Raw genomic sequence first — 12,582 nt, forward strand, 5'->3', positions numbered from 1 at the left:
CGCACGCCGATAGACGTCACTCGAGCATGTGTGCATATCGAACTGATATGTCTATGTTCGCGGGCATGCACCTACAACATGACCGTCCGCTACCTCCACGACTTCGTCGACCCCGACGAGATGGGCACGATCATGGGTGACCAGGACGGTCGCAGTGCCCTGCCGACGGGTGAGCCCGACGATGAGGTCGACGATCTCGGCGCCGCGTTCGTGATCGAGAGCACTTGTCGGCTCGTCGACGAGGAGAATCGGGGGCTCGTTCATCAACGCGCGCGCAATATTGATGCGTTGGCGCTGTCCTCCGGAGAGCTGATGCGGGCGCCGTTCCGCGTAACCGGCCAACCCCACCGCGTCGAGGAGAGCCAGAGCCCGGCCGCGGGCCGCGGATACAGACCGTCCGTCGATCGCAGCGGTGACCTGGAGTTGTTCGACGGCGGTCAGCGAGGGCAGAAGATTGGGCTGCTGGAACACGATGCCGATTCTCTTGCGCCGCAGATCTGCCAGCGCGCCTCGGGACATACCGGTCGTGGACGTCCCAGCGACGGTGACCGTGCCGGAATCCGGTGCGATCAAGGTCGCGGCGACGGCGAGCAGGCTCGATTTCCCGGAACCCGACGGGCCGACGACCGCCGTGATGTTTCCGGCCTCTACGTCGAGGGTGACGCGATCGAGCGCAACAAGACGATCGTCGCCGTCAGGATAGGTGAGTGTGATATCGGTCAGGTTCAGGCTCATCGGGCACTTCCCAGGGCGATCAGAGGGTCGACGGAGGTGACGCGGCGGACCGCGAGGGCTGCACCGACGGCACCCAGAGCGATCATCACCACGGCGGGAATCAGGACTGTCGAGAACGACAGGTCGAAGGGGACGGAACCGGAGATCAGCGCGCCGAGCGTCGCGGCGAGACCGGTGCCCACGAGGGTGCAGACGGTCAGCAGGGCCACCGCCTGCCCGAGTGCGTCACGCAGCAGGAAGGACGTGGGAGCTCCCAAAGCTTTCAGCACTGCGATATCGCCGCTGCGCTGAACGGTCCACACGGTGAAGAACGCACCGATGACGAGCGCGGAGATGACGAACAGGAACCCCCGCATCAACTGCAGCGAACCGTTCTCCGAGGTGTACGAGCCGATCGCGGACAGCGAGTCGCCCTTCGAGACGGTCTTCGTACCGACGAGCCGATCCGTGGCGGCGCCGTCGAATCCGTCTGCGGTGGTCAGCGCGATCACTGTGGCAGCCGGTTCGGTGAGGGTGGTCCACACGACGGGTGTATGGCCGAAGGAGTCGTCGCCACGGACTGCCGTCACCGTCAGGTCCTCTCCGTTCACCGAAACAGGGTCTCCGGGACCTGCGTCCAGATCTTCGGCGGCCGTCTCCGACAACACCGCGGTTCCGGCGGAGATCGGTTCACCACCCGGCACGAGCGTCGAACCGCTCCCGACGGCGAACACGGACACCGCGGCTCTCGACGCTCCGGCCGTTGCCCGCGCAGTGGAGATGCCGAGAGGTTCGGCGCCCGTCACTCCCGGCGCGTCGGACCACCGCTGCCACTGCTCACGGGTGAGGGCGGAAGTCGAGAACGACAGATCGTCGCCGCCGGGATCCGAGAAGACGATGCGGTCGGCATTCAGATCCGTGATCGCGGAGATGTTCTGCCGGGCAAGACCGGCCGTGAGGCCGGACAGCAACCCGACCAGGAGGGTGATCAGGACGATGACTGCCCCCATCAGTGCGAATCGGCCCTTGGCGAATCTCAGGTCTCTCCAGGCAACGAACACGGTGCGGCCATTCTCCTCGGTCGAATGATGTCGAAATGTCGATGCCGTCCACTGTCGTCGTCGCACTGCCCACAGACATCCGGCCTCAGTGGTGGGTTTCCGGGTCGAACGACAGCCTTGTGCCTCCACCTTTCGACAGATGCCCACGCACGCCCGAGATCCGTAAACTGGCACGACAGTGAACACCTCGACGACCACCACCAGAGTCCTGGCCTGGTGCTTGCATCTGCTCGTGATCGGTCTGCTCGCGCTGACGGTCGTGCGCGCGGTGGCAGGGAACGACCCCGATGCGGGCGCAGTGGCGACACTGGCCGTCGTCCTCGCGTCGACGTACGCCATCGGTCCGATGCTGCCGGTCGTCGCCCGGTCGCCGCGCGCGGCTGCGCTCTGGCTCACCGCTGTCGGTGCCGTGTGGCTGGTTCTGCTGACACAGTCCGCAGAAGGTGTATGGCTGGCCTTCCCCCTGTACTTCGTGCAACTCCACCTCTTGCCGCGCCGCGCCGGGCTGGTGGCTGTGGTCCTCACCGCAGTTGCCGCCGTCGCCGGGTTCGCCGTCCATCAGGACTCGGTGACACCCGCTGCTGTGATCGGTCCGGCGCTCGGCGCCGCGGTCGCCGTCGCGGTCGTGTGGGGCTACCGGACCCTGTACCGCGAGAGCGAGCAGCGACGGATACTGATCGACGAGCTCACCGCAACCCGAGCCGACCTGGCGGCCGCGCAGCACCGCGCGGGTGTTCTCCAGGAGCGTGAACGGCTGGCGCGCGAAATCCACGACACTCTCGCTCAGGGGCTGTCGAGCATCCAACTGCTGCTGCGCGCCGCCGAACGTGCGCTGCCGGATCGCACCGATACCGCTGCCGACCTCGTTGTGCAGGCCCGGACCGCCGCTGTGGACAACCTGGCAGAGGCTCGACGGTTCGTCGCTGCCCTGACTCCCCCGGCACTGGAGAACACGACTCTCGCCGATGCACTCGATCGCCTCTGCGCGACCACATCGGCGCGGCACGGTCTCGATGCCCGGTTCGCCCTGACCGGGACCTACGTGCCCCTGCCCACCGCCCACGAGGTGGCGTTGCTGCGTGTCGCGCAGTCCGCGCTCGCGAACATCGTGAGCCACGCCGACGCCACGGCCGTGAAGATCACCCTCAGTTTCCTCGACGACCAGGTCGCTGTGGACATCGTCGACGACGGCATCGGATTCGATCCCGGTGCGGTACCCCCTCCGGGGCCGGACGGGGACGGTTTCGGGCTGGCTGCGATGCGGGCACGGATACTCGATCTTCGGGGCACATTCACGGTCGAATCCGAACCTGGGACCGGCACTGCTCTCGCCGCGTGTCTTCCGCTCCCCACGATCGAGGTGAATTCGTGAACGACGAACCGATCCGACTGCTGCTCGCCGACGATCATCCGGTCGTGCGCGCCGGATTACGCGCGGTGCTCGACACCGAACCGGGCATGACGGTGGTGGCCGAGGCCGCAACGGCCGAGGACGCGGTCGCCCGCGCGGCCGAGGGCGACATCGACGTCGTCGTCATGGACCTTCAGTTCGGCGGCGGAATGACCGGCGCAGAGGCCACCGCGGCGATCACCGCGCGCCCCGACGCACCGCGGATCCTCGTCGTGACGACGTACGGCACCGACGCCGACACGCTGCCTGCGATCGAGGCCGGCGCGACTGGCTATCTCCTCAAAGACGCAGCTCCCGAAGACCTCGCCGCCGGAATCCGGACGGCTGCGGCCGGACGCACGACGCTGGCGCCGACCGTTGCCGATCGGCTCGTCACCCGGTTGCGCAACCCGGGCACAGCGCTGACCCGACGTGAGGTCGAAGTCCTCTCCCTTGTCGCAGAGGGTTTGTCCAACCAGAGGATCGGGCGTCGGCTGCACCTCACCGAGGGCACCGTCAAATCGCACCTCGCGCACATCTATACCAAGCTCGGTGTCGATTCCCGCACCTCCGCAGTCGCGGCAGCGACCGAACTCGGATACATCCGCCGCTGAACAGATCCCCTGTGGAGGTCCGGGCGACCGACGCGCAGGTTTCCTCGTAGACTGCGCCGAACGACACGACCGATCCAACATGCGGAAGGTTCGACGATTGAGCCGGCATTCGGGGGAGACAGATCGTTCGCTCGTCTCGGCGCTGCGTACACAGGTCGGCGACGGTGCCGCTGACGTCTACGACCTGCACGCCGCGACGCTGTACGGGTATGTGCGCGGGTTCGTGGATCCGTCCACCGCCTCCGATGTGGTGCACGATGCGGTGTGGATCGCGATCGAACGGATCCGGACGCTGCGTGATCCCGACACGTTCCGGCCATGGTTGTATGCGATCGCGCGGGCGGAGTGCGTGCGCGCCTCCAGCGGCTCCGCGCTGGGTTACGTCCCCGCCGGCCCCGAAGCGGACGTCGACGGTGAGACCACTGTCCTCGCTCCGGTGCACGCGTTGGATCCCACAGATCTCGAAGCGGTGGACCTCACCGTTCGGCACGGGTTCACCGGCCACCAGGTCGCCGGGATCATCGGCAGGGGGTTCGATGTCGGCGCCGCGCTCGAGCGTGCAAGCGCTGCCTCCACCGACCCGGCCGGACAACTCGCTCGACTGCCGACGACACCGCCACCGCCATACCTGCGCAACCGGATGCTCACCGCGCCGCCCTCCGCCGCGGAACGCACCAGCATGGGGCGGCGGATCGATCCTGTCGATCGCGCAGGGTTTCCCGCGCCCGGGCAACCACGACGCGCGATCGTCGCGTGGGGCGCGTCCGGAGCCGCGGTCGCAGCATTGGTCGCCGTCGCGGTGTTCGCGTTCGCCGATCGTGCGCCCGCCGAACAGAGTGCCCCGAGTCCGAGCGGCGCGACCCTGCGCCTGGACCTCGGAGACTACCCGCAGAGCACCACTCCGGCCACGATTACACCGACCACCACGGCGCCGGAGACGAGCACGACGAGCGCTCCCCCGGTCCCGGCAACGACAACCGAGGCGGTGACGGAGACATCCGCGACGGAGACCACCCCCGACCCGTCGCCCATGAGCGAGGCCTCCCCCACGACCACCGAGACCGGGTGGACGTCTCGACGCGACCGATCCCGCGACAACGACTCCGACGACGAATCCGAGCGCTCGGAAACAGATGGAAGCAGTGGTGGCGGGAACGGCGGTGGTTCGACGACAACGGCACCCCCGCTGTTCACGTTCGAACCCGGGGTGCCCTCCGGCCTGTCGAACGAATAGATCGGAGGGGGTGTCACTGCAGGGGGAATGTCACTCCGGTGAACTTCTCCGACAGCTCCCACAGCCTGCGTGCGGCGTCACGGTCGCGCGCCCTGCGCGCGATCCGGGCCTGGTGCGGTGAGCCGTACAGGAGCATGCCCGGTCCGATCAGGCCACCGGTCATCGACGGATCCGCCGCCGCGCACACCACCGATTCGGCGCCCTGCGCGGGGGTGCGCTGCAGGACCTTCTTGCCGAAACCGAAAAGGCCGTCGAACCAGGTGCCGGTGTTGCTCCCGACCTCCGTCGCGGCGTACCCGGGGTGGGCTGCGATCGCACGCAACGACGAACGGGTCTCCGCGAGGCGCCGCTCGAGTTCCAGGCTGAACATGAGGTTCGCGAGCTTGGACTGTGCGTAGGCGCCCGCCCTGCTGTAGCGGCGGTGCTCCCAGTTGAGGTCGTCGAGATCCAACCGGCCGAGGAGGTAGGCGGCGCTGGACACGGTGACGACGCGCGTGGTGATGCGGTCGAGCAACAACCCGGTCAATGCGAAATGCCCCAGGTGATTCGTACCGAACTGTGTCTCGAACCCGTCCGGGGTCCGAGACAGTGGCAACGCCATGACGCCCGCGTTGTTGACCAGTACGTCGATCGTGCGCTTGCCGAGGTTGTCGGAGAACTCGTGGATCGAACCGAGGTCGGCCAGATCGAGCCGGTGCATCGACGCATCGGGGCCGATCTCCGATGCGATCCGTTCGCCCTTGGCCGTGTTGCGTCCGGCGAGCAGGACCGTGGCCCCGGCCGCGCCGAGTGCACGAGCGGTTGCCTCCCCCACACCACTGGTAGCGCCGGTCACCAAGACGGTGACCGGCGCTACCAGTGGTGCTGCGGGCTCAGGCGCCAATCGACGCCTTCATCATCGGGAGCATCTCCCAGAGTTCGTCCTGCCAGTAGCCCCACGTGTGGGTGCCGGTGGAGGGGAAGGAGAAGTGTGCGGTGTCGACACCGAGCGTGGCCAGGCGAACCTGGAATGCGCGGTTCTGTGCAAGTGCGAGCGCTTCGAGGCCCATGGCGTTGGCGGTGTTGAACACGCCGATCGCGGAATTCGGGCGGTCGTGTTCGCCGGGAAGACCACTCGAGGCGGCGATCCACATCGGCAGACCGCGCATGTTCGGTGCCGCGACGAACGGGTCGTGGCGCAGCCACGCAGAGTTCCACGGGGGGCCCCACATGGCGTCGGAGTTGAATCCGCCGGCATCGAGCATGGCGATTCGGATAGCTTCGCGCATACCTGGTGCGGACAGGTTCAGGTACCCGGACAGGGAGCCGGCGAAGCCGAACTGGTCGCGGTGGTAGGCCGCCAGGATCAGGGCGGCGTTCCCGCCCATCGACAGCCCGACGACCGCGTTGTTGCTGCGGGAGATGCCGTATGCGGCCGCGAGATGATCGGGCAGGTTCTGTGTGAGGAACGATTCCCACTTGTAGGTGTACTGCTGGCCGTTGAAGTTGCTCGGCGAGTACCAATCGGCGTAGAAACTCGACTGTCCACCCACCGGCATCACGACGTTGATGCCGTTGTCGGCGAGCCATGCGGCGTTGGTCTCGTGCTCCCAGCCGCTGACATCGTCGGTGGCGCGCAGGCCGTCGAGCAGATACACGGCCTTGTTGCTGCCGTTGTTCGCGTGCCAGATGCGAACCTTGATCTGTCCGACGCCGCCGGGTGCGGCAACCCAGTCCTCGGAGAATCGGGTGTACGGATCTGCCGACGCGGTACCCGCGCCGATACCTGCGAATACGAGCGCGAGCGGAACCACGATCGCTGCCACGAGAAGCCGCACCAGGGCGCGCGCTCCCCGCCGCGTTCCGTTTTCGGACGAATTCGTCACACCAAGCTCTCCTTAAACTTTTTCCCCAGGAATCACTCTCGTCACACGATATAAGTGGGAGCGAGACTTAAGCAGGCTTGCACACAATCGTTATCCTGCAAAGCCGAAACCGAAACCGATGTCTCGGCGGCTACCGTGTCGTCACATGCCCGATGCTCCCCTGCCCGTCCGAGACGGGCTGAATCCGACCCGCCTTCGACTTCCGGAAAACTGCATGTCAGATACGGTTGCGGAGTTTCTGTGCGCCCGCTTCCCCGACGACGCCGCGCGGATCGAGGAGAAGATCGACTCCGGTGAGGTTTTCGCCGGTGATGGAACTGTGATCTCACGGACAAGTCCGTATGTCCCTCGCACGTTCGTGTTCCTCTATCGCGATCCGCCGATCGAGACACGCATACCGTTCGAAATCGACATTCTCTACCGTGACGACAATCTGCTCGTCGTCGACAAACCTCACTTTCTTCCCATCACTCCACGGGGCTCGTGGGTCGCGGAAACCGCACTCGTGCGACTACGCCGCGAACTCGACCTCCCTGAACTCACACCTGCGCACCGACTCGACCGCCTCACCGCGGGAGTACTGGTCTTCACGGTTCGCCGCGAGGCACGCCGCGCGTATCAGATGCTCTTCGAGACCCGGGCGGTCGAGAAGGAGTACGAAGCGGTCGCACCCGCCGCGCCGCACCTCCGGTTCCCCTTCGACATGCACAGCCGCATCGTGAAGGAACGCGGGGTCCTCCAGGCTCGTGAAGTTCCGGGCGAGGTCAACGCCGTCACCCGCATCGACGTGCACGGTGTCGACGGCGAACATGCGTTGTACCGACTGTTACCGAGAACCGGGAAGACACATCAATTGCGCGTACACATGAACTCCACCGGCATTCCCATCGTGGGCGATCCTCTCTATCCGCACGTGTACGACGTTGCACGTGACGACTATTCGTCACCACTCCAGCTACTCGCTCGCGCGATCGAATTCGACGATCCGATCACGGGTCGGTGGACTCGCTTCACAAGCCGCAGAAACCTGGCAGCATGGGATCACAACACCTCTTGACCCCGTTGACAGCGCGGGCTTCTCGTCTTGGAGGATCCATGAGTCTCGGCAGCGTTTCTCGTACTTATGACGGCCGAGTGGCCTTGCGCTTCGAACGCGCTTTCCCCCACGCTCCGGAGAAGGTCTGGGGCGTCATCACCGATCCCGAGTACCTCGACGCCTGGTTCCCTGCGGCCGTCGATTGGGACCTCACTCCGGGTGCGCAACTACAGTTCCGCACAACCGACGAACAGGTGAGCCGCTTCGGTCTTCCTCCCGGTCACACCGCGAGCGGTTCGGTTCTCGTCGTACACCCCGGGCAGATACTCGAATTGATGTGGGATTCCGATGTCCTGCATTGGGAGCTGACACCCGACGGATCCGGCGGTTGCTGGCTCACCCTCACCCACACGACGGACACCGAGGACGACGCATACGCGCACGGCGCGGGTTGGCATGCCGGGTTCGAGGTCGTCGAAGCCCAGCTCGACGGCAGAGCGATCGATTGGTCGATGTGGGACCGCGCAGAGGAACTCGCGGAGCACTACCGCAACCCGGACAGCTGAAGCGGACCGATGGCCGGGCTATCGGGTGTGCTCGGTGGGCATGCGCACGCCGGTGCGGTCGGACACCTGGGCGACGATCTTCGACGCCCACGAACCGATCTCATCCCAATCCCGGAAGTCGCCGAGCTGAGCCCCTGTCATCCGGACGACCACACGCTCACCGGCGTTGAGTACGGCGGGATCTATCTTGCCGGCGAACGTCCGGTGTTCACGGGCGCCCGTACGTGCCATCGCGGGCGCGACATCGTAATGATTGTTCACGGGACGCCCCTGTTCGGCGATCGGGCCGGACGAGAAGAGGAAGACCTCCCGACTTCGCAGCGCCCCGGAGTGCCCGTCGAGGAAATCTCGGGCCGCGCGCAACCACCGGTTGCGGTAGACAGCGCTACCCACGATCACGACGTCGTAACCGGCGACGCTCGATACTGCGCCCGGCGTGCGGACATCGACGTCGGCGCCGTGATGACGCAGGCCCGCAGCCAAGGCCGTTGCGAGTTCCGCAGTGGAGCCATGCTTGCTCGCCACCGCCACCAAAATCCTCATTCTCACCCTCCGGAGGCCCCGCGTTTCCCCATGATCACCCGGAAATCGGCATAAGACCAGAGCCCAAGTGCCCTTCTCGTGAACTTCTGTTGTAGTTCACATCCCGCACTCGCGACATATCGGGAACTCGATGGCACAGTTGCACTCCAGGGAGCACTCGGTGCACACCCACCGGACAGGAGGACCATGACACCGGCGAGATCGACCACATCGACGTCCGAAGAGACCGAACGCAAGTACACGGCGACACCCGACCAGGAGCTGCCCGATCTATCGGGAGTCGCGGGAGTCACGTCGATCGACGTCGACACGGTCGATCTGTCCGCCCAGTACTTCGACACTGCCGACCTGCAATTACTGCAGTCGAAGGTCACTCTTCGCCGTCGTGAAGGCGGCGAAGACGCCGGCTGGCACTCGAAGCTCCCCTCCGGCGGCGACACCCGGACCGAGCTGCTGCACCCGTTCACGACCGACGGCCCCACCGATGTGGTGCCTGATGCACTGCTCGGGCTGCTCCGCGGCGTCCGACGGAACCGCACGGTGGCTCTCGCCGCACTTCTGAACACCCGACGCCGTCGGCATCGGCTCCGCGGGACCGACGGTGCGTTGCTCGCCGAAGTGGTCGTCGACGACGTGACCGCGATCCGCAGCATCGACGACGCCGAACCGCAATGGCGGGAGATCGAGGTCGAACTCGGGCCGGGCGCCGACCCCTCGATCCTCGATTCCGTCGAGGAGCTCCTCGTAGCGGAGGGCATCACGCGCTCCCCGAGCCCATCGAAGGTGCACCGGGTACTCGGCGATCTCATCCCGGCACCCCGACACCTTCGCGGTACCGCGGGCTATCTGCGCGACTATCTCGCCCATGAACGACAGACACTGCTGATGTCCGACATCGCCGTGCGCCGCGACGCACCCGATGCCGTGCACACCATGCGCAAGGCTGCCCGCCGAATCCGCAGCGCCCTGCAGACCTACGCCGACGATTTTGCCATCGACACCACACTCGTCGAGGAACTGCGCTGGCTCGGAAGATGTTTGAGCCCCTCTCGCGATCTCGAAGTTCAACACGAACGACTCGTCGATCGGGTCGCGGACATCGACGTCGAGCAGTATCGCGAGGCCACACGGGCACGCATCGACGAGTACTTCACGGCCAAGTCGACTGCTGCGCGCGCCGAAGCGATCACGACCCTCGATTCCGATCGGTATCTGGCGCTGATCGACAGCCTCGACACGCTGATCGGCGAACTGTCTGCCACGCCGGAGAAACGGGACAAACAGCACCGTCCCAAACCCGCGAAACTCGCCGAATCGATCGAGCACCTCGCCAAGAAGGTGTCGAAGCGTGTGGACCGGGTGGCCGACGCGCCCGGCGATGCCGAGCGCGACGAACGGATGCATCGCGCACGCAAGGGGTCGAAGCGGCTGCGCTACGCGATCGAGGTGATCGCGCCACTGCACCCGAAGCGCGCCGAGCACGCACTCGACAGGTTCGACGAGTTCCAGGATCTGCTGGGCGAGTTCCAGGACTCCGTGGTCGCCCGCGACCATCTACTCGATCTCGCGTCCGAGCAAGGGCACTCCGCCGAGTCCAGTTTCGGACTCGGTGTTCTGCACCAGCTCGAGGCCGAGATCGGCACACAACAGGCCGTACACCTCGAGTCGGCATGGAAGAAGGCATACAAGTCCGCCCGAACGTTGTGGCGCTGAATCGGGACCTTCGGCCCTGTCACGACGCGCCGACATTCCCGAGTATGCGCTGGATTCGTATGGCGTAACGTGACATCCGTAGCCGATCGATCGCCCGTCCCCGCAGGTCGCCGTACAAATGAAGGAGACATCGATGAGCACATCGAGTACCCGCAAGCCCGTCGTTGCAGGCGTCGACGGTTCCGAGACCGCAGCGGCAGCTGCACGGTGGGCAGGCGCCCTCGCCGCGCGCCTCGAGGCGCCCCTTCATCTCGTTCATTCTCTGCCCAGCGAAGGGATCTTCTACAGCGAAGCTGCTGTCCTGATCCAGTCCCAGATGGTCGAACAGCTCGAGAAGGACGGTAAGCAGGTCCTCTCCGACGTCGCCGAGCTCGTTCGCGCCGACAACCCCGGCCTCGAGGTGCAGAGCTTCATCGGTCCCGGGCCCGCCGCCACCTCCCTGCTCGAGGCCGCCGAAGACGCTCGCGTCATCGTCCTCGGCGCCACGGGCGCAGGCAAGGTCGAGAACTTCCTGCTCGGCTCGACAGTCGTACGCGTCTCCAACCACGCATCGTGCCCGGTCGTGGTGTGGCGAGGCGACACCACCAACCCGCTCCCCAGCACCGAACCCATCGTCGTGGGCGTGGACGGCAGCGAACTCTCCGCTGCAGCAGTGGAATACGCGTTCGAGTACGCACAGACCCTCGGAGCACCGCTCACGGCCGTGCATTCGTGGATCGGCGACGCCGCACTCGGCGTCGGCGCCACCGCCGCGCTGGTCGACTGGGATTCCGTCGCGGAGTCGGAGACGGCCGTACTCGCCGAGTCCCTCGCGGGACTGCATGAGAAGTATCCGGACGTCGAGGTCAGCCGTGTCATCGATCGCGGGCCGGCCGCGAAGGTACTGCTGAACCACCTGCAGGACGCGCAGCTCGCCGTCGTCGGCAGCCACGGTCGGGGCCAGTTCGCCGCCGCCCTGCTGGGTTCCACCAGCCAGAACCTTCTGCACAACGCGCCCTGCCCCGTTCTGGTCGCACGCAGGCCCTGACCGAGCATCGAACCGAAGGCGATCAGGCCCACGCCCCACTGCGGGACGTGGGCCTGATACGCGAGTCGTTCAGAGTGCAACGCCGAATACTGCGCCGAGTCCGTACGTCACCGCCATGGCGAGTGCACCCCCGAGCACGACGCGTACCACCGCACGTCCCGGTCGCGCGCCTCCCAGCCAGGCACCCACCGAGCCGGTCGCGGCGAGCGCGAGCAACACCGCAACGAATGTCACTGGGATCCGGACAGATTCGGCCACGAACACGATCATCAGAAGAGGTGCCAACGCACCCGTTGTGAACGCAACCGCAGACGACAGAGCCGCAACCCATGGGTTCGCGAGCTCGGTCGGATCGATTCCCAGCTCGATCTCCGCGTGGGCGCGCAGGGCGTTGCGGGCGGTCAGTTCCTCCGCAGCCGAATGCGCAGTAGCTCTCGACAGCCCCTTGCTCTCGAGCAAGCCGGTCAGTTCTTCGAGTTCCGCTTCGGGCATCGCCTCGAGCTCACGGCGTTCGGTCCGCAACGCGGCTCGTTCGGTGTCGCGCTGCGCACTCACCGACACATACTCCCCCAACGCCATCGAGACCGCGCCCGCGGCCAGCCCTGCCACACCGGCAACGAGAATCGTCGACCGGTCTGTGGTGGCTGCGGCAATGCCGACGACGAGGCCCGCCGTGGAGACGATTCCGTCGTTCGCGCCGAGCACCCCGGCCCGCAACCAGTTCAGTTTGGTGGCGAGACCACTGGTGTGCGGCTCCGCGGCATGATCGGACACTGACTCCGGTATCGACATGATCTCCACAGTAGAACTCGCAGAGAG

General features: G+C 66.1%; 13 protein-coding genes. 7 read left to right on the forward strand and 6 right to left on the reverse strand.

Going from position 1 to position 12,582, the window contains the following annotated elements:
• Nucleotides 1-51: 51 nt before the first annotated feature.
• Complete coding sequence (locus tag ACZ46K_RS27555) at nucleotides 52-735, reverse strand: ABC transporter ATP-binding protein (RefSeq protein WP_054807553.1); 684 nt, start codon at nucleotides 733-735, stop codon at nucleotides 52-54.
• Nucleotides 732-1,775 (reverse strand): ABC transporter permease, encoded by a 1,044-nt coding sequence (locus ACZ46K_RS27560; protein WP_054807554.1) that lies wholly within the window; start codon nucleotides 1,773-1,775, stop codon nucleotides 732-734. The genes ACZ46K_RS27555 and ACZ46K_RS27560 overlap by 4 nt, the downstream gene beginning before the upstream one ends.
• A 178-nt stretch (nucleotides 1,776-1,953) precedes the next feature.
• On the opposite strand from ACZ46K_RS27560, the gene ACZ46K_RS27565 reads away from it, so the two are divergent.
• The 3 genes from ACZ46K_RS27565 (at nucleotide 1,954) to ACZ46K_RS27575 (ending at nucleotide 5,013) form a co-directional block, all read left to right on the forward strand.
• Nucleotides 1,954-3,147, forward strand: coding sequence for a histidine kinase (locus ACZ46K_RS27565; protein WP_054810630.1), 1,194 nt, complete (start codon nucleotides 1,954-1,956; stop codon nucleotides 3,145-3,147).
• Nucleotides 3,144-3,779, forward strand: coding sequence for a response regulator (locus tag ACZ46K_RS27570; RefSeq protein ID WP_464745887.1), 636 nt, complete (start codon nucleotides 3,144-3,146; stop codon nucleotides 3,777-3,779). Before ACZ46K_RS27565 ends, ACZ46K_RS27570 begins: the two co-directional genes overlap by 4 nt.
• 97 nt (nucleotides 3,780-3,876) lie before the next feature.
• Nucleotides 3,877-5,013, forward strand: a complete 1,137-nt coding sequence (locus ACZ46K_RS27575; RefSeq protein WP_464745889.1) for an RNA polymerase sigma factor — start codon at nucleotides 3,877-3,879, stop codon at nucleotides 5,011-5,013.
• A 13-nt stretch (nucleotides 5,014-5,026) separates the two neighbouring features.
• Here the strand turns inward: ACZ46K_RS27575 and ACZ46K_RS27580 are convergent, their stop codons facing one another.
• The gene (locus ACZ46K_RS27580) at nucleotides 5,027-5,896 is read right to left on the reverse strand and encodes an oxidoreductase (protein ID WP_464745891.1); all 870 of its coding nucleotides are present in this window, start codon (nucleotides 5,894-5,896) and stop codon (nucleotides 5,027-5,029) included.
• A complete protein-coding gene (locus tag ACZ46K_RS27585; RefSeq protein ID WP_464745893.1) occupies nucleotides 5,886-6,878 on the reverse strand; it encodes an alpha/beta hydrolase in 993 nt (330 codons plus the stop codon). The genes ACZ46K_RS27580 and ACZ46K_RS27585 overlap by 11 nt, the downstream gene beginning before the upstream one ends.
• 145 nt (nucleotides 6,879-7,023) lie before the next feature.
• Between ACZ46K_RS27585 and ACZ46K_RS27590 the strand changes: the two genes are divergently transcribed.
• Nucleotides 7,024-7,935, forward strand: a complete 912-nt coding sequence (locus ACZ46K_RS27590; protein ID WP_464745895.1) for a pseudouridine synthase — start codon at nucleotides 7,024-7,026, stop codon at nucleotides 7,933-7,935.
• Nucleotides 7,936-7,973: 38 nt separating this feature from the next.
• Nucleotides 7,974-8,480: an SRPBCC family protein gene (locus ACZ46K_RS27595; RefSeq protein ID WP_054806150.1), complete on the forward strand. Its 507-nt coding sequence runs from the start codon at nucleotides 7,974-7,976 to the stop codon at nucleotides 8,478-8,480.
• A gap of 18 nt (nucleotides 8,481-8,498) precedes the next feature.
• Here ACZ46K_RS27595 and ACZ46K_RS27600 read toward each other — a convergent pair whose 3' ends face one another.
• Entirely contained in the window at nucleotides 8,499-9,023 is a 525-nt protein-coding gene (locus ACZ46K_RS27600) for a flavodoxin domain-containing protein (protein WP_054806151.1), read from the reverse strand.
• Between the two features lie 186 nt (nucleotides 9,024-9,209).
• Here ACZ46K_RS27600 and ACZ46K_RS27605 point away from each other — a divergent pair, with 186 nt between their 5' ends.
• Nucleotides 9,210-10,736: a CYTH and CHAD domain-containing protein gene (locus ACZ46K_RS27605; RefSeq protein WP_464745897.1), complete on the forward strand. Its 1,527-nt coding sequence runs from the start codon at nucleotides 9,210-9,212 to the stop codon at nucleotides 10,734-10,736.
• A gap of 133 nt (nucleotides 10,737-10,869) precedes the next feature.
• Nucleotides 10,870-11,763, forward strand: coding sequence for a universal stress protein (locus ACZ46K_RS27610; RefSeq protein WP_464745899.1), 894 nt, complete (start codon nucleotides 10,870-10,872; stop codon nucleotides 11,761-11,763).
• Nucleotides 11,764-11,832: 69 nt separating this feature from the next.
• On the opposite strand, the gene ACZ46K_RS27615 is transcribed toward ACZ46K_RS27610, so the two are convergent.
• A complete protein-coding gene (locus ACZ46K_RS27615) occupies nucleotides 11,833-12,555 on the reverse strand; it encodes a VIT1/CCC1 transporter family protein (RefSeq protein ID WP_054806154.1) in 723 nt (240 codons plus the stop codon).
• Nucleotides 12,556-12,582: the final 27 nt, after the last annotated feature.

Source organism: Rhodococcus sp. JCM 9793, from assembly GCF_055380405.1.

Excerpts from the sequence above, each read along its gene's own strand:
- ACZ46K_RS27590 (WP_464745895.1), top strand. The coding sequence starts at position 7,024 with ATGCCCGATGCTCCCCTGCCCGTCCGAGACGGGCTGAATCCGACCCGC.
- ACZ46K_RS27615 (WP_054806154.1), bottom strand. The coding sequence starts at position 12,555 with ATGTCGATACCGGAGTCAGTGTCCGATCATGCCGCGGAGCCGCACACC.
- ACZ46K_RS27610 (WP_464745899.1), top strand. The coding sequence starts at position 10,870 with ATGAGCACATCGAGTACCCGCAAGCCCGTCGTTGCAGGCGTCGACGGT.
- ACZ46K_RS27605 (WP_464745897.1), top strand. The coding sequence starts at position 9,210 with ATGACACCGGCGAGATCGACCACATCGACGTCCGAAGAGACCGAACGC.
- ACZ46K_RS27595 (WP_054806150.1), top strand. The coding sequence starts at position 7,974 with ATGAGTCTCGGCAGCGTTTCTCGTACTTATGACGGCCGAGTGGCCTTG.
- ACZ46K_RS27600 (WP_054806151.1), bottom strand. The coding sequence starts at position 9,023 with ATGAGGATTTTGGTGGCGGTGGCGAGCAAGCATGGCTCCACTGCGGAA.
- ACZ46K_RS27555 (WP_054807553.1), bottom strand. The coding sequence starts at position 735 with ATGAGCCTGAACCTGACCGATATCACACTCACCTATCCTGACGGCGAC.